Annotated in this window: 19 protein-coding genes and 1 riboswitch; of the genes, 4 read left to right on the top strand and 15 right to left on the bottom strand. The window is 59.4% G+C overall.

Annotated elements, in window-relative coordinates; translation table 11 throughout:
- The 5 genes from ABEH87_RS01045 to ABEH87_RS01065 form a co-directional block, all read right to left on the bottom strand.
- Window positions 1-1,254 (bottom strand): amidohydrolase, encoded by a 1,254-nt coding sequence (locus ABEH87_RS01045; protein ID WP_346573132.1) that lies wholly within the window; start codon window positions 1,252-1,254, stop codon window positions 1-3.
- 74 nt (window positions 1,255-1,328) lie between these two features.
- Window positions 1,329-1,760, bottom strand: coding sequence for a GNAT family N-acetyltransferase (locus ABEH87_RS01050; RefSeq protein WP_346573134.1), 432 nt, complete (start codon window positions 1,758-1,760; stop codon window positions 1,329-1,331).
- 150 nt (window positions 1,761-1,910) lie between these two features.
- Window positions 1,911-2,507 (bottom strand): NAD(P)H:quinone oxidoreductase, encoded by a 597-nt coding sequence (gene wrbA, locus ABEH87_RS01055; protein WP_346573136.1) that lies wholly within the window; start codon window positions 2,505-2,507, stop codon window positions 1,911-1,913.
- A gap of 221 nt (window positions 2,508-2,728) precedes the next feature.
- Complete coding sequence (locus tag ABEH87_RS01060; RefSeq protein WP_346573138.1) at window positions 2,729-3,052, bottom strand: AzlD domain-containing protein; 324 nt, start codon at window positions 3,050-3,052, stop codon at window positions 2,729-2,731.
- Complete coding sequence (locus ABEH87_RS01065) at window positions 3,049-3,717, bottom strand: AzlC family ABC transporter permease (RefSeq protein WP_346573139.1); 669 nt, start codon at window positions 3,715-3,717, stop codon at window positions 3,049-3,051. Before ABEH87_RS01065 ends, ABEH87_RS01060 begins: the two co-directional genes overlap by 4 nt.
- Before the next feature lie 103 nt (window positions 3,718-3,820).
- On the opposite strand from ABEH87_RS01065, the gene ABEH87_RS01070 reads away from it, so the two are divergent.
- The 4 genes from ABEH87_RS01070 (at window position 3,821) to fbaB (ending at window position 7,375) form a co-directional block, all read left to right on the top strand.
- Complete coding sequence (locus ABEH87_RS01070) at window positions 3,821-4,369, top strand: XRE family transcriptional regulator (protein WP_346573141.1); 549 nt, start codon at window positions 3,821-3,823, stop codon at window positions 4,367-4,369.
- A gap of 79 nt (window positions 4,370-4,448) precedes the next feature.
- Window positions 4,449-4,545: riboswitch (TPP riboswitch) on the top strand.
- A 34-nt stretch (window positions 4,546-4,579) separates the two neighbouring features.
- On the top strand, window positions 4,580-5,371 hold the full coding sequence (gene thiM, locus ABEH87_RS01075) for a hydroxyethylthiazole kinase (protein WP_346573142.1): 792 nt from the start codon (window positions 4,580-4,582) through the stop codon (window positions 5,369-5,371).
- On the top strand, window positions 5,368-6,168 hold the full coding sequence (thiD, locus tag ABEH87_RS01080; protein WP_346573144.1) for a bifunctional hydroxymethylpyrimidine kinase/phosphomethylpyrimidine kinase: 801 nt from the start codon (window positions 5,368-5,370) through the stop codon (window positions 6,166-6,168). Before thiM ends, thiD begins: the two co-directional genes overlap by 4 nt.
- A 154-nt stretch (window positions 6,169-6,322) precedes the next feature.
- Window positions 6,323-7,375, top strand: coding sequence for a class I fructose-bisphosphate aldolase (gene fbaB / locus ABEH87_RS01085; protein WP_346573146.1), 1,053 nt, complete (start codon window positions 6,323-6,325; stop codon window positions 7,373-7,375).
- Window positions 7,376-7,518: 143 nt separating this feature from the next.
- On the opposite strand, the gene ABEH87_RS01090 is transcribed toward fbaB, so the two are convergent.
- The 10 genes from ABEH87_RS01090 to mdtD all read right to left on the bottom strand — a co-directional run bounded on the left by ABEH87_RS01090 (window position 7,519) and on the right by mdtD (window position 19,920).
- Window positions 7,519-8,205, bottom strand: coding sequence for a GntR family transcriptional regulator (locus ABEH87_RS01090; RefSeq protein WP_346573148.1), 687 nt, complete (start codon window positions 8,203-8,205; stop codon window positions 7,519-7,521).
- Between the two features lie 92 nt (window positions 8,206-8,297).
- Window positions 8,298-9,761 carry a mannitol dehydrogenase family protein gene (locus tag ABEH87_RS01095; protein ID WP_346573150.1) on the bottom strand — a complete coding sequence of 488 codons (1,464 nt, stop codon included), beginning with the start codon at window positions 9,759-9,761 and terminating at the stop codon, window positions 8,298-8,300.
- A gap of 46 nt (window positions 9,762-9,807) precedes the next feature.
- Complete coding sequence (locus tag ABEH87_RS01100; RefSeq protein ID WP_346573151.1) at window positions 9,808-11,091, bottom strand: MFS transporter; 1,284 nt, start codon at window positions 11,089-11,091, stop codon at window positions 9,808-9,810.
- Between the two features lie 75 nt (window positions 11,092-11,166).
- Window positions 11,167-12,177: a Zn-dependent oxidoreductase gene (locus tag ABEH87_RS01105; protein WP_346574536.1), complete on the bottom strand. Its 1,011-nt coding sequence runs from the start codon at window positions 12,175-12,177 to the stop codon at window positions 11,167-11,169.
- A 10-nt stretch (window positions 12,178-12,187) separates the two neighbouring features.
- Complete coding sequence (gene manD, locus ABEH87_RS01110) at window positions 12,188-13,402, bottom strand: D-mannonate dehydratase ManD (protein WP_346573152.1); 1,215 nt, start codon at window positions 13,400-13,402, stop codon at window positions 12,188-12,190.
- 219 nt (window positions 13,403-13,621) lie between these two features.
- A complete protein-coding gene (gene yegS / locus ABEH87_RS01115; protein WP_346573153.1) occupies window positions 13,622-14,521 on the bottom strand; it encodes a lipid kinase YegS in 900 nt (299 codons plus the stop codon).
- A gap of 378 nt (window positions 14,522-14,899) precedes the next feature.
- Window positions 14,900-16,282: a tRNA 5-hydroxyuridine modification protein YegQ gene (yegQ, locus tag ABEH87_RS01120; RefSeq protein ID WP_346573154.1), complete on the bottom strand. Its 1,383-nt coding sequence runs from the start codon at window positions 16,280-16,282 to the stop codon at window positions 14,900-14,902.
- A 124-nt stretch (window positions 16,283-16,406) separates the two neighbouring features.
- Window positions 16,407-17,114, bottom strand: coding sequence for a two-component system response regulator BaeR (gene baeR, locus ABEH87_RS01125; protein WP_346573155.1), 708 nt, complete (start codon window positions 17,112-17,114; stop codon window positions 16,407-16,409).
- Between the two features lie 14 nt (window positions 17,115-17,128).
- Window positions 17,129-18,514: a two-component system sensor histidine kinase BaeS gene (gene baeS / locus ABEH87_RS01130; protein WP_346573156.1), complete on the bottom strand. Its 1,386-nt coding sequence runs from the start codon at window positions 18,512-18,514 to the stop codon at window positions 17,129-17,131.
- Window positions 18,514-19,920 (bottom strand): multidrug transporter subunit MdtD, encoded by a 1,407-nt coding sequence (mdtD, locus tag ABEH87_RS01135; RefSeq protein ID WP_346573157.1) that lies wholly within the window; start codon window positions 19,918-19,920, stop codon window positions 18,514-18,516. Before mdtD ends, baeS begins: the two co-directional genes overlap by 1 nt.
- Window positions 19,921-19,924 lie beyond the last annotated feature (4 nt).

The following is a 19,924-nucleotide window of genomic DNA, read 5'->3' on the forward strand; positions in this document are numbered from 1 at the left end:
TCATCCGCAGCATGATAACCAGGTGAATGCCGCGACGATCATCGCTTCAATGCCGGTCTGTAGCGACGGATCCAGCTCGATTTTAAACATCGAAGAGTGGTTGGCCGGGATCTGATGCGTCGTATTCTTTTTCACCGCCTCAGCCCAGACGGACTTTTCCGTGCCGCCAACAAACCAGAAAACATACGGCACATTCCAGCTACGGCCAAAATGGCTGAAGTCTTCGCTGTTCATCGCGGGTTCAGCAAGCAAGGCCCTGCCGCCGAAAAAGGTGGTAAAGCTTTTCCCCAGCCGTTCCGTCGAGTCGCGATCGTTTCCGGTGAGCGGATAGCGGCTAATCACGCTAATCTCCGGGTCCGCCGCACCGGAAGCATGACTTTCACAGGTGCAGATACGCGTCACAGAATCCAGTACGCGAGTGCGCACGGCATCGTCCCAGGTGCGGATATTGAGTTTAAGCAGCGCATCGTCGGGAATAATGTTCTCTTTGTTGCCCCCCTGGATCGCCCCGATAGTCAGCACGGTGCTGTCGAGCGGGGAGGTTTCACGCGAGACGATGGTTTGCAGGCGTACGGCGGTAAACGCTGCCATCATCACCGGGTCGATCGCATTCTGCGGGTTAGAACCGTGTGCGCCCCTGCCGAGGAACTTCACTTGCAGGCTGTCGCCTGCGGTCAGAATGGCACCGGGCCGGCAGCTGACCGTACCGGCGTCACCCACCATCACATGCTGGCCGAGGATAATATCGGGTTTCGGAAAATCCGTTTTCATGTCTGCAATCATCGCCAGTGCGCCGGAAGCGGTCTCTTCACCGGGTTGAAATACCAGCATCAGCGTACCCTGCCAGGCGTCGCGATGCTGCGCCAGTACGCTGGCCACGCCGAGCATCCAGGCAACGTGCAGGTCATGCCCGCACATATGGGCCACCGGGGTTTTGACCCCCTCCAGCGTTTCAGCGCTAACTTTGCTGGCAAAGGGCAGGCCGGTATGTTCCTCCATCGGCAAGGCATCCATATCGGCACGCAGCATCACGGTTTTCCCGTCACCGTTGCGTAAGATACCCACCACCCCGGTCACACCGATTTTCTCGCTGACGTCGTAGCCGAATTTGTTGAGAAAGTGGGCGACGATCCCGGCGGTGCGGAACTCCTGCATCGACAGCTCGGGGTGCGCGTGAAGATCCTGATAGACGCTTGTAATTTCAGGGAGCAGACGTTGAATGGTGTCGGATAATGGCGCTAAACGTTGTTTCATTTTCGGTCTCTTTTTATCAAAAGTCTCCGAATAATGCGTGAAGATTAGCGCCAGGGGTTTGCGCGAAACTGCGCTTAGCGGGAGGGGAGCACGTAGTGCATCAACAGGTATTCGCCCTGATCGCTCTCGCCGTGGGCCGCAACCCGCCAGCCGTGCTTTTTATAAAAACTCTGTGCCTGAAGGTTTTCTGCCAGGCACTTCAGCGCACCGGTTGAAGTAAAACTGTTCTGAACCGCCTGTAGCAGAGCACTACCCGCACCGCTCCCCTGATAGACCGGGTCAACAAACAGGCTGTGCAGAAAATTATCGTTGTCCAGCACGGCGGCAAATCCAAGGCGGTGACCGTCCTCTTCCGCGACCAGCACCCGCTCGCCCAGCGTGATCTGGTCGAAATCCTCCAGCTGCCATTCGCCGTCATCCAGCCAGGTCCAGTTAGCCTTGCGGGAGGCAAGAAAAAGGGTGCGCAAAAAGGGCCGATCGGCTTCAGTAAACGGGCGAATTATCATGGTCAAACTCCTGCAACAGATACGCCGGGTGGCTTCGGCGCAGAGTGTAGCGCAAAAGCGTATCGTTGACAGCGAAAGGCAGCGCGCAGAGGAACGAAGCGCAAAAAAAAGAGATGAGGAGGGCTCATCTCTTTGACGCTGGCCGGTGGGCTATTTCAGTTTCAGGGCAATTTCTGCCACGTGTTTTCCCTGATGTCGGGCGATAGCCAGTTCGCGCTCATCGGGCTGGCGTGAACCGTCGCCGCCGGCCAGGGTGGACGCCCCGTAAGGTGTTCCGCCACTCACCTGCGAAATATCAAACAGCTCTGGCGTGCTGTAACCGAGAGGCACAATGATCATCCCGTGATGCGCCAGGGTTGTCCAGGTGGAGGTGATGGTCATTTCCTGCCCGCCCCCGGTGCCTGTTGAGGTAAACACGCTGGCCACTTTGCCGACCAGTGCGCCTTTCGCCCACAGGCCGCCGGTCTGGTCGAGGAAGTTACGCATCTGTGCTGACATGTTGCCAAAGCGCGTGGGGGTGCCGATGATAATCGCATCATAGTCGGCCAGCTCTGCCGGTGAGGCAACATCAGCCTGCTGGTCGGTTTTGCCACCGTAAGTTTTGAAAGCGTCGCTGTCCATGGTTTCCGGCACCCGCTTTACCGTAACCTGCGCGCCTGCAACGCTGGCAGCCCCTTCAGCGACCGTGTGTGCCAGCGTTTCAACATGACCGTACATTGAGTGATAAAGCACTAAAATCTTCGGCATTTTCATTTCCTTTTTGAGGTGGTGAGCATTTTTTTCATGGTGAAAAAAACGATGAAAAAGAGTCACTGAACGGTCTCCGCTTAGGCGCTTAAGCCCCCTTGTTGATACACAGGCAGGGAGGCGGGCTGCGGTTTGCCGCGCATCTCATCACGCAGGCGACGACCGATCTCTGTAATTCTAGCTTCGCCTGCACATAACGCCGAATTAAAGCCGGGGTGGGGTTAGGGGATGCCTGCATAGCGTAACAGCGCGGTGACCGCCGCTGCGGCAAGGATCACCACAATCAGCGGTGTTTTGCGCCACGCCAGCAGCACCGCCACCGCCACGCCGGCGACCCGTGCAATCCCCGCAAACTGAACACCTTCGTAGAAGGTGTTGCCAAGGGCGACCGCAAACAGCAGCGTGGTGGCGGCATCGGACAGCAGCTGACGGGCATGGTCAGACAGCGCCAGACGATTACCCAGTTTTGCTCCGGCAAAACGCATCAGCCAGGTGCCGCAGGCCAGCAGCACAATCCCGGCGACGATCGTGACGTTGCCTGTCATGATTTCTTCCTCCCGGCCAGCAGCCCGGCCAGCGATAACAGAACCGGCAACCCGGTCGGGGTAAAGGGGACGGCGAGCAGCGACAGCGCCGCGCCGCAGGAGGCCCGCGTCAGCGTGAGGCGGGATTTCAGCGCCGGGATCACCAGCGCGATTAAAATGGCGGGAAACACGGCATCCAGCCCGATGACCTGAGTATCCGGCAGTAGCTGACCAATCACGCTGCCCAGCACCGCGCCCAGGGGCCAGACCACGGCCACCCCCAGCCCGCACAGCCAGAAAGCGGCTTTGCGCTGCGGTGGCGTAGGCTGCGACAGGCCGAAGACCACGCTCTCATCATTCATAATGTGGCAGCCCAGCAGGGCGGAAAGACGCGACCCGACCAGATCGCGCACGGCAATGCCAAAAGGGAAATGGCGCGCGTTGACCAGCAGCCCGGCCAGCGCAGCCGCCAGCGGATTTCCCCCTGCGGCGACAATGGCAATAAACATAAATTCCGATGCCCCGGCCAGTACAAACAGGCTGGAGAACAGCGGCACCCAGAGCGGGAAGCCGTAGGCAGTTGCCAGCGAGCCATAGGAAATGCCCACCACGCCAACGGCGAGGCAGATCAAATAAATGGCTTTGCGCGTATCCGGCGCGAGCGATGAAAAATGACGGGCGATCATGAGATATTTACCATAACGAACGAAATTGACATTATAATGAACGCAGTAACATTGAATATCAACCCGAACGTTTCGTTCGTTTTAGCGAACACTGAGGCAGCCGATGACCCAACCCATTGCGGTAATTGCAGAGAGTTTAACCCGCGAGCGTACACTGGCCGGGCTTTCCCTGGCCGAAGTGGCCAGAAGAGCGGGGATTGCAAAATCCACGCTGTCGCAGCTGGAAGCGGGCAACGGTAACCCCAGCCTGGAGACGCTCTGGGCGCTGTGCGTGGCGCTCAATATCCCGTTTGCCAGACTGCTGGAGCCGGAACCACAGAAAACCCAGGTGATCCGCCGTGGTGAAGGCGCAAAAGTGGTGGCCGGGGAAGCGAACTATGAGGCGATCCTGCTGGCCAGCTGCCCGCCGGGCGCGCGCCGTGACATCTACCTGCTGATGACCCAGCCGGGGGCCGACCGGCTGTCACTGCCTCATCATGCCGGATCGGTAGAGCATATTATTGTCACCCAGGGCCGGGCGCTGGTCGGGCTGAAAGAGGCGCCAGAGGAGCTGCTGCCCGGCGATTACATCTGTTATCCCGCTGACCGTGAGCATATTTTCAGAGCGCTGGAAGCGGATACCCTGGCGCTGCTGGTGGCAGAGCAGGGGTAGCGGCCTAAACGGGTTTACAGGATCACCGTTTCTCTCTTATCCTGTCCGCTCAGTCAGTAATGAATAAACAGTAAACACGACCAATGACTCGGGGTGCCCTTCTTTGTGAAGGCTGAGAAATACCCGTATAACCTGATCTGGATAATGCCAGCGTAGGGAAGTCAGATGCCCGACCGGCATCGCCTTCTTGATCGCCGGTTGGGAGCAAAAATGATCCAACCTGAACCCCTCAGCCACAGCGACGTGGCCGATTCCCTGACGCTGTTCCAACAGCGATCCCCCCTGATTCACTGTATGACCAATGATGTGGTGCAGACCTTTACGGCCAACGTCCTGCTGGCGCTGGGTGCCTCCCCGGCGATGGTCATCGATGCGCAGGAAGCCGCGCAGTTCAGCGCGATGGCCGATGCCCTGCTGATCAATGTCGGAACCCTGACTCACAGCCGCAGTGAGGCGATGCTGGCCGCCGTTCACGCCGCCAGTACGGCAGGGCGCGGCTGGACGTTAGATCCGGTGGCGGTGGGGGGGCTGGATTTCCGCACCGCCTTCTGTCACCAGCTGCTGCGGCTTAAACCGGCCGCAATTCGCGGTAATGCCTCGGAAATTATGGCGCTGGCAAAGCAGGCGGTCAGCGGCCGTGGCGTTGACAGCCAGCACGCCTCGACGGCCGCACTGCACGCGGCACAGGCGCTGGCGCAGGAGAGCGGCGCGGTGGTGGCGGTGACGGGAGAGGTAGATTTTGTCACCGACGGCAACCGTACCCTGAGCGTCAGCGGCGGCTCGGCGCTGATGACGCGGGTGGTTGGCACCGGCTGCGCGCTGTCGGCGGCGGTGGCCGGTTTTGCCACGCTGCCGGGCGATCGTCTGGTCCATGTTGCCAGCGCCTGTCGCGTCGTCTCCCTCGCCGGAGAACGTGCCGCCGCGCAGGCGAGGGGGCCGGGCAGCTTTATCCCGGCCTTCCTCGACGCTCTGTATCTGCTGGACCCGGAGGCGTGGCGATGAAACGCATTAATGCCATGACGATTGCCGGTACCGACCCCAGCGGTGGCGCGGGGATCCAGGCCGATCTGAAAACCTTCTCGGCGCTGGGCGCTTACGGTACCAGCGCGATCACGGCGCTGGTGGCGCAGAACACCACCGGCGTTCAGTCGGTCTACCGCATTGAGCCCGCGTTCGTGGCCGCGCAGCTGGACTCTGTTCTGTCGGACGTGCGTATCGACACGATTAAAATTGGCATGCTGGCAGAAAGTGCCATTGTCGATGTGGTGGCCGAGCGCCTGAAGGGGGCGAACGTGCCGTGGGTGGTGCTGGATACGGTGATGCTGGCGAAAAGCGGTGACCCGTTACTCAGTGCCGACGCGGTTGCTACTCTGCGCGAGCGCCTGCTGCCGCAGGTTTCCCTGATTACCCCGAACCTGCCGGAGGCCGCCGCGCTGTTGCAGTGCCCGCCCGCCCGTGATGAAAGGGAAATGCGCCAGCAGGGCCGTGCGCTGCTGGCGCTGGGCTGCCAGGCGGTGCTGATGAAGGGCGGCCATCTCAGCGCAGTGGAAAGTCCCGACTGGCTGTTTACCCGCCAGCTGGAGCAGCGTTTTACCGCGCCACGCATCCATACCCGCAATACGCACGGCACCGGCTGTTCCCTGTCGGCGGCGCTGGCGGCGCTGCGTCCGCGTCATAATGACTGGGTCACCACCGTGCAGGCGGCAAAACACTGGCTACAGGGGGCGCTGGAGCAGGCCGATTCGCTGGAGGTGGGCCACGGAAACGGGCCGGTACACCATTTTCATCAATGGTGGTAACCCGCTCACACTTCACGGGCTTTTAGTGCGGATCGTTCTGAAAAATGGAGTCAGCAATTTGCCTTAATGCGGGTTATGGGTTCAACCTGTTGGGGTCAGAAAAACTGACGCGCGGGCCCTGAAAAGGGTCCTGAACATTTTAACAGGAGTTATCATGACGGACATCGTACAGTTATTGGGCAAAGAAGCGGATTCTCTTTTGCAACATCGCTGCATGACTATTCCAGCGGACAACCTCTACCTTCCCGGAGCGGATTATGTTGACCGGGTGATGGTGGATAACAACCGCCCCCCGGCTGTGTTACGCAATATGCAAACCCTGTACAACACCGGACGTTTAGCCGGGACAGGTTACCTCTCTATCCTGCCAGTGGACCAGGGCGTTGAGCATTCAGCCGGCGCCTCCTTTGCGGCGAACCCGCTCTATTTTGACCCGAAAAATATTGTTGAACTGGCCATTGAAGCCGGTTGTAACTGCGTAGCCTCCACCTATGGCGTGCTGGCCTCCGTCTCCCGCCGCTATGCTCACCGCATTCCCTTTATGGTGAAGCTGAACCATAACGAAACGCTGAGTTACCCCACCCAGTACGATCAGACGCTGTATGCCAGCGTCGAACAGGCCTTTAACCTTGGTGCCGTTGCCGTCGGGGCAACCATCTATTTCGGCTCGGAGCAGTCGCGGCGTCAGATTGAAGAGATCTCTGCGGCGTTTGAACGGGCGCATGAACTGGGCATGGTCACCGTGCTGTGGGCTTACCTGCGTAACGATGCCTTCAAGAAAGAGGGGGTGGACTACCACGCCAGCGCTGACCTGACCGGCCAGGCGAACCATCTGGCGGCCACCATCGGCGCGGATATCGTTAAGCAGAAAATGGCGGAGAATAACGGCGGCTATAAGGCGCTGAAATTTGGCCACACTGACGAACGCGTTTACAGCACGCTGACCAGTGATAACCCGATCGATCTGGTGCGCTACCAGCTGGCGAACTGCTATATGGGCCGTGCGGGGTTAATTAACTCCGGCGGCGCAGCGGCCGGGGATACCGATACCGCCGAGTCCGTACGCACGGCGGTCATCAATAAGCGCGCCGGGGGAATGGGGCTGATTCTGGGACGTAAAGCGTTTAAGAAATCGATGAAGGACGGCGTAGCGCTGATTAATTCGGTGCAGGACGTTTATCTGGCGAAGAACGTCACCATCGCCTGACGGTGAACGGGGTGACCCTGTAGGGGCGACCTTTTTTTCCGGTCGCCCCGTGCTGTGAACCGGACGGGCTGACCGAAACAGAAGGTCAGCCCCTACGTGCGGGTGCCCATGTTCCTCCTTTTTTTCGGTCGCCCCGTCATCGGTCACACCGCGTCGAACCACTCGCTGTTCTGTTCGGCAATCGGCGTAATCGAAAAAATCATCTCCTGCAGATGACGCCGCAGCGCCTGCTCTGCGGCATCGGCATCTTTCGCGCACAGCGCCTGGTAAATCTGACGGTGCTGTTCAATCAGGCTCTCCGGTGGCGAGACCTTGCTCAGCGTCAGAAAGCGCACGCGGTCCATGGTGGCTTTAATATTTTCTACCGTCTCCCACGCCAGCTCACAGCCAATGCTCTGGGCAATCAGGCGGTGAAACTCATCATCCAGCAGCAGAAAAGCCTGGCTGTCATGGCGGTCCGCCGCCAGCGCCTGTAACTGCAGATTGTGTTCCAGCGCGGCCAGACCGAAAGGCGTGGCTTCTGCCGCGGCACGGCGCACCACCGCCACCTCGACGGCTTCACGGATAAAGCGACCGTCGGCAACGCGCTGCGCAGAGATTTTACGCACAAAGGTGCCACGCTGTGGCAGAACCTGCACCAGGCCCGCTTCTGCCAGTTTGATAAAGGCTTCACGCACCGGCTGACGTGAGACGTTAAAGCGCGTGGAGACCTCTTTTTCCGACAGAAAGGAGCCGGGGTGGATCGCACAGGTGACGATCTCCTGACGCAGAAAACGATAAATCTGCTGATTGACCGGCTCACTGGCGGTGATGGTATAGACAGTCGACATTCGGCAACTTCCCTTTAGCGGCGGGTCAACGGCCCGCCCACGCATGGTGTGAAAGTCTTCAGTCTAATCAGGCTGGCGCGTCTGCGCCAGAGTTAAACGCGGGCAACCAGTTGATACACCGTTTGTTTCGCTCCCTGGCTCAACAGCAGGCGGTAATAATGGTTCACCTGCTCCACAAAGGTCGCGTTACCGGCCAGGTCGTCACCGAAAACATGCTTCAGGCCGAGCAGGGCCGCCACGCGCGGTTCCCCTTCCGCCGTTTCCGCCACGCGTTTTGCCAGCTCAGCGCTGAGAGGGTCATTGATGGTTACCGGCTGTCCCTGCTCGTCGCGACCGCCGACATAGCGTATCCAGCCCGCCACGCCCAGCGCCAGCAGATCGAAACGGCTGCCGTGCGCCAGGTGCCAGCGAATGCTGTCCAGCCAGCGCTGTGGCAGCTTCTGGCTGCCGTCATTGGCAATCTGCGCGGTGCGATGCTTGATCGCCCGGTTGCTGTAACGCGCAATCAGCGAATCCGCGTAGGCGGTCAGGTCAACGCCGGGGGTACGCAGCGTGGGGGCCTGCTGATCGAGCATCAGCTGGCGCGCGGCGGTGCGGAAGTGTGCGTCAGCCATGCAGTCGCTGATATGCTGATAGCCCGCCAGATTTCCCAGATAGGCCAGGAACGAGTGGCTGCCGTTCAGCATCCGCAGCTTCATCTCTTCAAACGGCAGCACGTCGGCGACCAGTTCTGCCCCGGCCAGCTCCCACTGCGGGCGGCCGCTGACAAAGTTATCTTCAATCACCCACTGGAAGAAAGGTTCACAGGCCACGGCCACCGGATCCTCGCAGCCCAGTTTCTCGCTCAGCGCACGGTGAGTTTCCCCGGTCATGGCCGGAACAATGCGGTCCACCATGGTTGAGGGGAAGGTGACCTGCTGCCCGATCCAGTCCGCCAGCTCCGGCGACTGCTGACTCGCCAGTTCAACAATGACACGGCGCGTGACGCGGCCGTTTTCCGGCATGTTATCGCACGACATCACGCTGAAAGGAGCCAGCCCGCGATCGCGACGGCGGCGGATGGCTGCCAGAATAATGCCCGGCAGCGTCTGCGGCGTGTCGGGATGAGCCAGGTCGTGGCCAATACCGGGGTGTTCAAGATTTAATTCCCCGCTGGCAGGATGGTGGCAGTAGCCTTTTTCAGTGACGGTCATGGAGACAATCGCCACATCGGGCTGGCTCAGCGCCTCCAGTACCGCTTCAATACCGTCGGACTGGCCGTGCAGGGCGGCTGTCACCACGCCAGTCACCCTTAGATTCAGGCGATCATCTGCCATTTCGGCCACGGTGTAGCACAGCCCCTGCTGGCGCAGAGCGGCAATCAGCTCGCCGCTGTTAAGATTGATTTCGCAGTAGCCCCAGTCGCTGCCCTGTTCCGCAGCAAGGCGATCGCTGCACACCGCCTGATGGGCGCGGTGGAAGGCACCAAAACCGATATGCACCATGCGGGTACGCAGTAACTGGCGGTTATACAGCGGGCGCTGCACGTCGGGTGGGAGGGTATCGCAACACAACATAATGCATCCTCAGGTGACGGACGGGGGCTGGCCCCGCCCGCGATAATCAGATGGATACCGGAGTATCCAGTTTCTTCGGCGGTTTAATTACAAACAGCACCAGCAGGGCTCCGAGCGCGGCGACCACGCCGGCCAGCACAAAGGCGCTGTCGAACTTGCCGGTATGCTGCACGATATAGCCGGTGACGATCGGCCCGATAATCCCGGACAGGCTGCCGATCAGGTGGATAAAGCCACTGATGCTGCCGACGCGGCTTTTATGCACCACATCCTGAATAATCGCCCAGTAAATCGCCCCGGTGATGTACAGGAAGAAGATCGACACCGACATCAGCCCGACGGCCGAGGTGACCTCTTTTACCGTACCCGCCAGACCGACACAAATCGCTGCGGCCATTAACGAGACCACCAGCACGATTTTACGCGACAGCAGCAGCTTCCCGGTGATTTTAAAGATTTTATCCGAGATGATGCCCCCCAGCGCCAGGCCGACAAAACCAACGATCCACGGGATCATAGTGGTAATACTCATCGCCTTAATATCGAGGTTGTGTGCCTGGACCAGATAGGCCGGGAACCAGCTCAGGAAGAAGAACAAAATATAGTTGTAGCAGAAGAAGGCGAAGGCGGTGACCAGGATAATCGGCTGGCGCAGGTAGTAACCAAGGCCGTGCTGCGACTGCGACAGCTCCTCTTCCGGGCTCAGCTGCTCATCTTTCAGCTGGGCAATCAGGGCGCGCTCACGCTCGCTGATTAACTTGCTTTTCAGCGGGTTGTCGGCGGCAATAAAGAACCACACCACCATCCAGATAATACCAATCGAACAGATAATCGCGAACGCCGGACGCCAGCCGAAGGCGAGGGCAAGATAGCCAATGATCGGGCCTGCCACGGCGCCACCGAGCGGTGACCCGGCGCTTAACAGCCCCATCGCCGTGGCGGCCTGTTTTTTCGGGAACCAGCCGTTAATCGCTTTATTCGCCGAGGCGCAGATCGGCCCCTCCGCCATCCCGAACAGCACGCGCAGGATCAGCATTGACCAGAAACCGGTCGCCAGCGCGGTAAAACCACAGAAAAGGGACCACATCCCCACGGCGACGCCGAGAGTAATGGTCGGGCCGAACCTGTCGGTCGCCAGCCCACCGACAAAGTTAAAGATGGCATAGCCGAAGAAGAAGCTGCCGAAGATCAGGCCAAACTCTTCTGCATTCAGCATCAGGTCTTTTTCAATCATTGGCACGGTCAGAGACAGCGCCACCCGGTCAAGGTAGTTAATCATGTAAACAAGGAACAGCAGTAAAACGATCGTCCAGCGCAGGTTTTTAAACATTGTAATAGCTCCGCTTGTTCTGGTTTTAATTTGTAGGGTCGTGGGGGTGCCGGGAATAACCCCGGCGTTCTGGCGTTAAGACATACTGATAATCACTTTGCAGCAGCTGCGCGGGTCTTTCTCGAACAGCGTCATGGCCTGTTCAATCCGGGCCAGCGGCAGCGTATGGGTCACCAGTTTCTCCGGCTGGATCAGCCCCTGTTCCATCCAGGCGATCACCTGCGGGAAGCGGTGGCTGTTCAGGCGGGAGGTAAACAGCGACAGCTCTTTACTGGTCAGACTCTGCTGCGTCACGGTGCAGGCCTCGCCGGAGAAGCCGAGCAGGCCGATACGCCCGGCCGGAGAGGCCAGCGCGGCCGCTTCAGCAAGAATCGACGGATGGCAGGCGGCATCAATAATCAGCGTAGGCTGCACGCCTTCCAGCTGTGCGGCCAGCGGGATGTCGGCGTTGTTCAGCACCACGTCCGCCCCGCTGGCCTGCGCCATTGCCAGCCGCTCTTCCAGCCGGTCAGCAACTATCACCTTTTTCACCTGATAGACGCCTTTCAGCACCTGAATGGCGGTCAGGCCCATCGGCCCGGCCCCGTAAATCAGCGCCACATCATCCGGCTGCGGCTTGAGGAAGGCGCTGATATTGGCGGCGATAGTAAACGGTTCAACCAGGCAGGCCAGCGTGTCGGGAATGGCATCCGGCAGGGTATAAGCATTGCCCGCCGGTGCCAGGGCATATTCGCTGAAGCCGCCGTCGCGATGTACGCCAATCACCTGCAATTCGCTGCAGACGTTAGGACGGCCGATGGAGCAGGGGTAGCAGTGACCACAGCTCACCACCGGATCCACCGCCACGCGCTCACCGAGGCGCGCGCTGTCGACGCCGCTGCCAACGGCATCGATCAGGCCAAAAAACTCATGACCAATCACGCGGGGATAGCGCGCAAACGGGTTATGCCCGTGCCAGATATGCACATCGGAACCGCAGATGCTGGCGTATTTCACTTTGACTCTGACTTCCCCGGCGGCCGGTTCCGGCAGGGGGCGGTCCTGTAACATCAGTTCACCGGGGCGTTCAATCACCACGCTTTTCATCTTCATCTCCTCACCAGTTCCACAGGGTGCCGTCTTCAAGACGGGCAACCGGAAGGTAGGCCGGTTCGTAGGGATATTTCGCGGCCAGCTTTTCGTCGAACTCAATGCCCAGACCCGGTTTGTCGCCGGGGTGCATGTAACCGTTGTCGAAGCTCCAGCTGTTCGGGAACACCTCCAGCATCTGTTCGGAGTAGCCCATATATTCCTGTACGCCGAAGTTAGGCACCCACAGGTCAAAGTGCAGTGCTGCCGCCATACAAATAGGTGACAGGTCGGACGGGCCGTGGGAACCGGTACGCACCTGATACAGCGAGGCAAAATCGGCGATGCGGCGCATGCCGGTGATGCCGCCCGCGTGGGTGATGGTGGTACGGATATAATCGATAAGCTGCTCTTCAATCAGCTGCTTGCAGTCCCAGATGCTGTTAAACACTTCACCGACCGCAATCGGCGTCACGGTGTGCTGGCGGATCAGGCGGAAACATTCCTGATTTTCTGCCGGGGTCGGATCTTCCATCCAGAACAGGCGGTACTCTTCCACGCTTTTACCGAAGCGGGCGGCTTCAATTGGCGTCAGGCGGTGGTGCATGTCGTGCAGCAGGTGTTCGTCAAAGCCAAACTTATCGCGAATGGCCGCAAACAGCTTCGGCGTGAAGTCGAGGTACTTTTCGCTTGACCACAGCTGCTCATCCGGGCGCGCGCCTTTGGTGGCGGGCTCGTAGGCTTCGCCTTTGCCTTTTGCCATGCCGTAGGTGGTCTTCATACCCGGCACGCCACACTGGGCGCGGATGGCTTTAAAGCCCAGTTCCCGGTGTTTGGCGTAGTCGTCCATCACCTCATCGATGCTGTGCCCGGTGGTGTGGCAGTAAACCATTACTCCGGTGCGCGATGCGCCGCCCAGCAGCTGGTAAACCGGCATATTGGCCGCTTTCCCTTTGATGTCCCACAGCGCCTGGTCAACGGCGGAGATCGCCGACATGGTGACCGGGCCGCGACGCCAGTAAGCCCCCTTGTAGAAGAACTGCCAGATATCTTCAATCTGGTGGGCATCACGCCCGATCAGCTGCGGGCAGACGTGATCCTTCAGATACGACGCCACCGGCAGTTCACGCCCGTTCAGCGTGGCATCACCGACACCGGTCAGTCCCTGGTCGGTGGTGATTTTAACGGTGACAAAGTTTCTGCCTGGGCAGGTAACGAACACTTCTGCTTTTACAATTTTCATTCCGGACCGCCTTGTACGCTAACAATGCTGAAAAAATACGCCGATAACGTACTACCATACAAGTTGCGTGTGCCGGATTCGCGAGTGAGATCACATTCGTGGGGTTGAGAAGGGAAGGGAAGAAAAGCGCCAGTCGGCGCTTTTCATCAGTGTTAATGCGGGAGGCTGTCAGCGCATTGGTCCGGTGGTTGCGTTGGCAACGCCGCCTGCTCGTGGCGGTTACGCCAGCAGTTCGCAGGAGGGGGGCAGGCGGCACTCCAGCGCATCGGGCATCACCTCAATACGAAACTCTGTCCCCGTCAGCGGCTCGCCGTCGAGGTTAAAGGTCATCTCATTCGGCGCGCGGATGGTCAGCCAGGGCAGCGAAGCGGTAATCAGATTGGGGTTTTCTTCGTCGCTGGTCAGCTTGTGCACCAGCGTCTGCAACAGCTCCTGCGAGGTGGCGATGCTCAGCTCCAGCCTGCCGTCATTAATCAGTGCCGTCGGGCACAGGCGCTGCCCGCCCCCTGCCTGGCGGCCGTTACCGATCCCGATCACCAGGGCATCGCCCTGCCAGTGAAAATCTGGTCCTTCCAGCGTACAGCTATCTGCTTTCAGCGTGTCCATGCGCATCAGCCCGTGAATAAAGTAGGAGACGCCGCCCAGCGCCGATTTCAGCTTTTCCGGCGTTTCTGTGGTGATGCGCGTGCCGAATCCGCCGGTCGCCATATTAATAAAATAGCGGTCATTATTGACGCGGGCGAGATCGATGGCGCTGGCTTTACCCCGGATGGCGAGGCGCAGCGCGTTTTCCATCTCTTCCGGGATACCGGCGCTGGTGGCAAAATCATTGGCGGTTCCTAGCGGGACCAGACCGAGAACCGGCCGGTTCTCCGGGGAGAGTCGGGCCAGGGCCGTGGCGACTTCGTTTACAGTGCCGTCGCCTCCGGCGGCGATCACCGTCTCAGCGCCCAGTGTAACCGCTTCATGCACGTAGCGCTCACCGTCGCCGTGCTCCCAGGTGACGCGGATTTCCAGCGGGAAACCTTCCTCGCGCAGCGTGGCAACCGCCGCGCGCAGTTCTTCATTACCGGCGCTTTTGCCATTTAAAATGGCCAGCGTAAGTGAATGTTTTTCCATTTTTAATCCCTGAAGGCATTGGTGGTTTGCATCAAGATATAGCATACCTTGCCGCAGAGGGTTAACTCCGGGCGAAAACGTGAGGAGTTTTCTGAAAAGGGAGGGGGCAGAAAAAGAAATGGCCCAGACGGGGGAGCCGTAAGGGCCGAACGAGGTGGTGCTGACCAGTATCTTTCGCGCTGCAGAGGCGTTAGCTGCGTTGACTCACTCTCGTCACTTACGGGGGTAAGCTCCGGGGGATTTGTTTACTTGCGGCGCTGTTGCAACCTGAAATTTATGGCCCCGATCCTGCGCTATTTGGATTTAATCGTTAGGAGCGCGAGCATCATAACGGGGAATGCGCGACGGTAATGTGATCGGATTCTAAAATCAGTTACATCATGTAACTTCTTTTGCCAGCCCGACCGCATGCGGATGGCGGGTGGTGGTGCCTGCCAGGTTGCGCATCAGCAGCGCATACTGCAAATCCATCTCTTCCGGCAGCGGCAGCCACACCAGATGACCGTTACCGGGAGCCACCTCTATTGCCTGCGCTTTGCCATTTTCCATCTGCGTCAGGGTGAAATTAATATTGCCGGCCGGTGACATCAGCTCCAGGCTGTCGCCAACGCTGAATTTGTTCTTCACATCGACCTGTGCCAGCGCGCCCCGGCGCTGCCCGGTAAACTCACCGACAAACTGCTGGCGGTCGGATACGGAGTAACCGGCTTCGTAGCTCTGATAGCTGTCGTGCGTGTGGCGGCGCAGAAAACCTTCGGTGTAACCCCGGTGCGCCAGGCCTTCCAGCGTTTCCAGCAGGGCAGAATCAAACGGCTTTCCGGCGGCGGCATCGTCAATCGCCCGGCGGTAAACCTGAGCGGTGCGGGCGCAGTAGTAAAATGACTTGGTGCGGCCTTCGATCTTCAGCGAGTGGATGCCCATCTGCGTCAGGCGCTCCACGTGTGCCACGGCGCGCAGATCCTTCGAGTTCATAATGTAGGTGCCGTGCTCGTCCTCGAAGGCGGTCATATATTCGCCGGGGCGCATCGCCTCTTCGATCATAAACACTTTATCCGTCGGCTGACCGGCACCCAGCGTCGGTTCCACGTTGTGTACGGCAATCGGCGCCTGGCGATGCACAATATTGCCAATGGCGTCTTCTTTGCCTTCCTGCACGTTATATTCCCAGCGGCAGGCGTTGGTGCAGGTGCCCTGGTTCGGATCGCGTTTATTGATATAACCGGACAGCAGGCAGCGCCCGGAGTAGGCCATGCACAGGGCACCGTGAACGAAAATTTCCAGCTCCATCTCCGGCACCTGCTGACGTATTTCACCAATCTCTTCCAGCGACAGCTCGCGTGACAGAATCACCCGCGTCAGCCCCATCTGTTGCCAGAACTTCACCGTGGCCCAGTTGACGGCATTCGCCTGCACCGACAGGTGGATATCCATCTGCGGGAAGGCGTCGCGCACCAGCATAATCAGCCCCGGATCGGACATAATCAGCGCATCCGGCTGCATATCGACCACCGGTTTCAGGTCGCGGATAAAGGTTTTCAACTTGGCATTGTGCGGGGCGATATTGACCACCACGTAGAACTTCTTACCGAGCGCGTGGGCTTCACGGATGCCGGTGGCAAGATTCTCATGGTTGAATTCATTATTGCGCACGCGCAGGCTGTAACGAGGCTGACCGGCATACACAGCGTCTGCGCCATACGCAAAAGCGTAACGCATGTTTTTCAGTGTCCCGGCCGGAGAAAGCAGTTCCGGTTTAAACATAATGTCTCAGTCTGATGTCAGGTCAGATATTGCGATAGGGGGTCGTTTTTGCAGGGGCCAATCATTTTTCCGATCGGCCCGACGGCGGGGGATTGTAAGGCGGCGGGAGTTCGGTGGAATTGATCTAAATCAAACGGCAGATATCTGCTTCCCAGCGATAGCCCATACCGTACACGGCGCGGATAAACGGCTGGTCAGCGTCCAGCGATTCCAGCTTGCGGCGCAGGTTTTTAATGTGGCTGTCGATAGTGCGGTCGGTGACCACGCGGTAGTCGTCATACAGATGATTTAACAGCTGCTCGCGCGAGAAGACTTTGCCCGGCTCCTGAGCCAGCGTTTTTAACAGACGAAACTCCGCCGGGGTCAGGTCAAGGGGCTTATCGTCCCAGCTGGCATGAAAACGTTTTTCATCCACTTTCAGCAGGGAAACCTGGCGGGCTTCCTCTGGCGTACGCTGGCAGCGCTTCAGAATAGTCTTGACCCTGGCGACCACTTCACGCGGGCTGAACGGCTTACAGATGTAGTCATCAGCGCCAATCTCCAGCCCCAGCAGGCGATCGATCTCTTCAATTTTTGCCGTCACCATCACCACCGGCAGATCGGAAAAACTCCGCAGCTCGCGGCAGACGGACAGCCCGTCCAGCCCCGGCAACATCAGGTCCAGCAGGATCAGATCCGGCGAGTGCTGTTTTACCCACGGCAGCACTTCATCACCGCGCAGCAGATGGTGAGTGCGGAAGTTGGCCGCCTGCAAATAGTCGATCATTAACTGGCCCAACTTGGGTTCATCTTCAACGATCAAAATCAGCGGAGCAGGAGTATCCAGTGTCATAGCGTTAACCATTGTCAGTGAGTCTTATCGGGCAAGTGTACCGTAATTCTGACGCCACCTGCATCGGAGTGCTCCGCAACGATGGTGCCGTCATGGGCTTCAACAATATTCTGACAAATCGCCAGCCCCAGCCCGGAGCCGCCGCTGGCGCGGTTCCGTGACCCTTCCGCCCGGTAGAAACGCTCAAAAATCTGTTCGCGCTGCGCGTCGCTGATACCGGGCGTGCTGTCATCAAAGTGCAGGACGTTGCCGCCGGGGGTCTGATGCAGGCTGATGTGCAGGGTGCCGCCGGGATCGGTGTAGCGCAGGCTGTTTTCCATCAGATTGGTAAAAAGCTGCATCAGGCGGTCAGGATCGCCAAACTGCGGCGCCTGGTCCGGTAACGTCAGCGTCAGGGTGAGCGGATGCTGTGCGTAACGGTGGCGGAAGTTGCCGGACACCAGCTCCAGCAGGGGAACCAGGTCGGTCTGGCTTTTACGATAGGCCAGCGCACCTTCATCCGACAGCGACAGCTGGTGCACGTCATCCACCAGTTTGGTCAGCGTCGCCACTTCCCCCTGCAGTGAGAGAATCGATTCCGGGGTGAGTTTGCGTACGCCGTCCTGTATCGCCTCCAGCTCACCGCGCAGAATGGCCAGCGGGGTGCGCAGCTCGTGAGAAATATCGGCCATAAAAGCGCGCCGCATCTTTTCATTTTTTTCCAGCGTACTGGCCAGACGGTTGAAGTCCTGTGCCAGACGCCCCAGCTCGTCGCGGCTGGAGGCCTGCACCCGGCTGGTAAAGTGCCCGGCGGCCAGATGGTGCGTGCCCTCAACCAGCCGCTTGACCGGTGCCAGCAGCCCGCGCGACAGCAGCCAGGTGACGGCAGCAGCCAGCAGCATCGTCAGCCCGACGATCATCCAGCTGGTGCGCTTCTGCTGCTGGTCGAAGTTGATATCGGCGCTGCGCGTCAGGCGCTCAGACGGCGAACCGATCACCCAGCCGACGACTTTTCCGCTGCTGGTGGTAATGTTGCGCCGCGATCCCTCCTGGGGGACCGGCGCTCGCGGGCCGATCATCACATGATACTGCTGGTCGATGATCCAGAACTGCGTGCGCCAGCCGTGGGGCGGCAGCTGGTTGCTGGCATCCGGGTTCTGCTCCAGCGAACGCAGAATGTTGAATACCAGCTTGTTGTTATTACGCAGGAAGTCCCAGCTGCCGTGCTGTTCGTACTGATCGGCCAGCGCATCGCTCAGCATCATCAGCCGCTGCTCGTTGCCGCGCTTGATATAGTCGATAAAGCCGTGCTCAAAGCTGAGCCGCACGCCCCAGTGCATGGTGATTAGCACCAGCATGCAGGTCGAGAAGATTGCCGCGAACAGCTTGGCGGTAATGCCGATACGTAATCTGGCCAACATTAAGACTTTCTCCTGCGCGACACGAGTGCATTAGGGGGCGTCTCTTCAGGGACACGCCAGAAAACCAGAGCGGGCAGGGCAATAATCAGCGCCATACACAGCCAGGTGTCAATAAACGCCTGGGCGATCTGCGGGCTACCGGTGGCCGCCTGGTGGCCGAAGGTGCCCAGCAGCAGCCCGGCGAGGGTGACGCCGATACTCATCGACAGCTGCATCACCATCGACAGCAGGCTGTTACCGCTGCTGGCCAGTTCGTCGGGTAGCTCTTTCAGCGTCAGGGTATTCATCGCCGAGAAGCGAATGGCATTGACCATGCCCTGCAGGAACAGCACCACGGGTAGCAGGGTGTGCCAGCCCAGCAGCGCCACGGCCGGAAACAGCAGCACAACGCCCGCCAGCGCCAGGGTGGACCCCACCAGCACGTTGCGGTAACCAAAGCGATTAACGATGCGCACCACGATGCGCTTCATTCCCATATTGCCCAGCACCATCGGGATCATCATCAGTCCGGCATGCAGCGGGCTGTAGCCCATGCCAATCTGCAGAAAAATCGGCGTCATAAACGGCAGCATCCCGCTGCCAATGCGCCCGGTCAGGCTGCCCGTCAGGCCGATGGCGTACAGGCGATTGTCGAACAGTTTCAGGTTGAACAGGGCGCGATCGTTATTACGGGCGTGCAGCAGATAGAACACCAGGCTGAAGACGCCGCACAGGATCAAAAGGCACAGCAGCAGGGGGGTGAATCCGCTTCCACGCTGGCCGTCGAGCGCCAGCGTCAGCGTGGCCATCCCTGCCGCCAGCAGCAGGTAGCCGCTAAAATCGAAGCGTCGGGTTGGCAGCGTGAAGTTCGACATCAGCGTCAGCGTGGCGATTGCCCCGACAATTCCGACCGGGATATTGATGAGGAAAATCCAGTGCCAGCTGGCGTACTCTACCAGCACGCCGCCAAGCGCCGGGCCGAGCAGGGGGCCAATCTGTCCCGGCAGGGTGACAAACGTCATGGCGGCCATATATTCAGCGCGTGGCACCAGCCTCATCACCGTTAAGCGCCCGACGGGCACCATCATCGCCCCGCCAATACCCTGCAGGACGCGCGAGAGGATCAGCTGATCCAGCGTGGCGGAGAGCGCACAGCAGAGCGAACCGGCGCTGAACAGCACAATGGCGCTGAAGAACACGTTACGCACGCCAAAGCGGTCTGCCAGCCAGCCGCTGATCGGCAGCATGATGGCCACCGTCAGCACGTAGGAGACAATCACCGAATGCATATTCAGCGGGCTCTGATGCAGACTGGCCGCCATCGACGGCAGGGCGGTATTGACGATGGTGGTATCCAGCGTCTGCATAAAGAAGCCGAAGGCAACGATCCACAGCTGCCAGCGCACCGAAGCGGGTGACGAGGTCATGGCA

Source organism: Erwinia sp. Eh17-17, assembly GCF_039675725.1.
Classification (GTDB): domain Bacteria; phylum Pseudomonadota; class Gammaproteobacteria; order Enterobacterales; family Enterobacteriaceae; genus Erwinia.

Coding starts and splice junctions, on each gene's coding strand:
- ABEH87_RS01045 (WP_346573132.1), bottom strand. CDS start 1,254: ATGAAACAACGTTTAGCGCCATTATCCGACACCATTCAACGTCTGCTC.
- ABEH87_RS01050 (WP_346573134.1), bottom strand. CDS start 1,760: ATGATAATTCGCCCGTTTACTGAAGCCGATCGGCCCTTTTTGCGCACC.
- wrbA (WP_346573136.1), bottom strand. CDS start 2,507: ATGCCGAAGATTTTAGTGCTTTATCACTCAATGTACGGTCATGTTGAA.
- ABEH87_RS01060 (WP_346573138.1), bottom strand. CDS start 3,052: ATGACAGGCAACGTCACGATCGTCGCCGGGATTGTGCTGCTGGCCTGC.
- ABEH87_RS01065 (WP_346573139.1), bottom strand. CDS start 3,717: ATGATCGCCCGTCATTTTTCATCGCTCGCGCCGGATACGCGCAAAGCC.
- ABEH87_RS01070 (WP_346573141.1), top strand. CDS start 3,821: ATGACCCAACCCATTGCGGTAATTGCAGAGAGTTTAACCCGCGAGCGT.
- thiM (WP_346573142.1), top strand. CDS start 4,580: ATGATCCAACCTGAACCCCTCAGCCACAGCGACGTGGCCGATTCCCTG.
- thiD (WP_346573144.1), top strand. CDS start 5,368: ATGAAACGCATTAATGCCATGACGATTGCCGGTACCGACCCCAGCGGT.
- fbaB (WP_346573146.1), top strand. CDS start 6,323: ATGACGGACATCGTACAGTTATTGGGCAAAGAAGCGGATTCTCTTTTG.
- ABEH87_RS01090 (WP_346573148.1), bottom strand. CDS start 8,205: ATGTCGACTGTCTATACCATCACCGCCAGTGAGCCGGTCAATCAGCAG.
- ABEH87_RS01095 (WP_346573150.1), bottom strand. CDS start 9,761: ATGTTGTGTTGCGATACCCTCCCACCCGACGTGCAGCGCCCGCTGTAT.
- ABEH87_RS01100 (WP_346573151.1), bottom strand. CDS start 11,091: ATGTTTAAAAACCTGCGCTGGACGATCGTTTTACTGCTGTTCCTTGTT.
- ABEH87_RS01105 (WP_346574536.1), bottom strand. CDS start 12,177: ATGAAAAGCGTGGTGATTGAACGCCCCGGTGAACTGATGTTACAGGAC.
- manD (WP_346573152.1), bottom strand. CDS start 13,402: ATGAAAATTGTAAAAGCAGAAGTGTTCGTTACCTGCCCAGGCAGAAAC.
- yegS (WP_346573153.1), bottom strand. CDS start 14,521: ATGGAAAAACATTCACTTACGCTGGCCATTTTAAATGGCAAAAGCGCC.
- yegQ (WP_346573154.1), bottom strand. CDS start 16,282: ATGTTTAAACCGGAACTGCTTTCTCCGGCCGGGACACTGAAAAACATG.
- baeR (WP_346573155.1), bottom strand. CDS start 17,114: ATGACACTGGATACTCCTGCTCCGCTGATTTTGATCGTTGAAGATGAA.
- baeS (WP_346573156.1), bottom strand. CDS start 18,514: ATGTTGGCCAGATTACGTATCGGCATTACCGCCAAGCTGTTCGCGGCA.
- mdtD (WP_346573157.1), bottom strand. CDS start 19,920: ATGACCTCGTCACCCGCTTCGGTGCGCTGGCAGCTGTGGATCGTTGCC.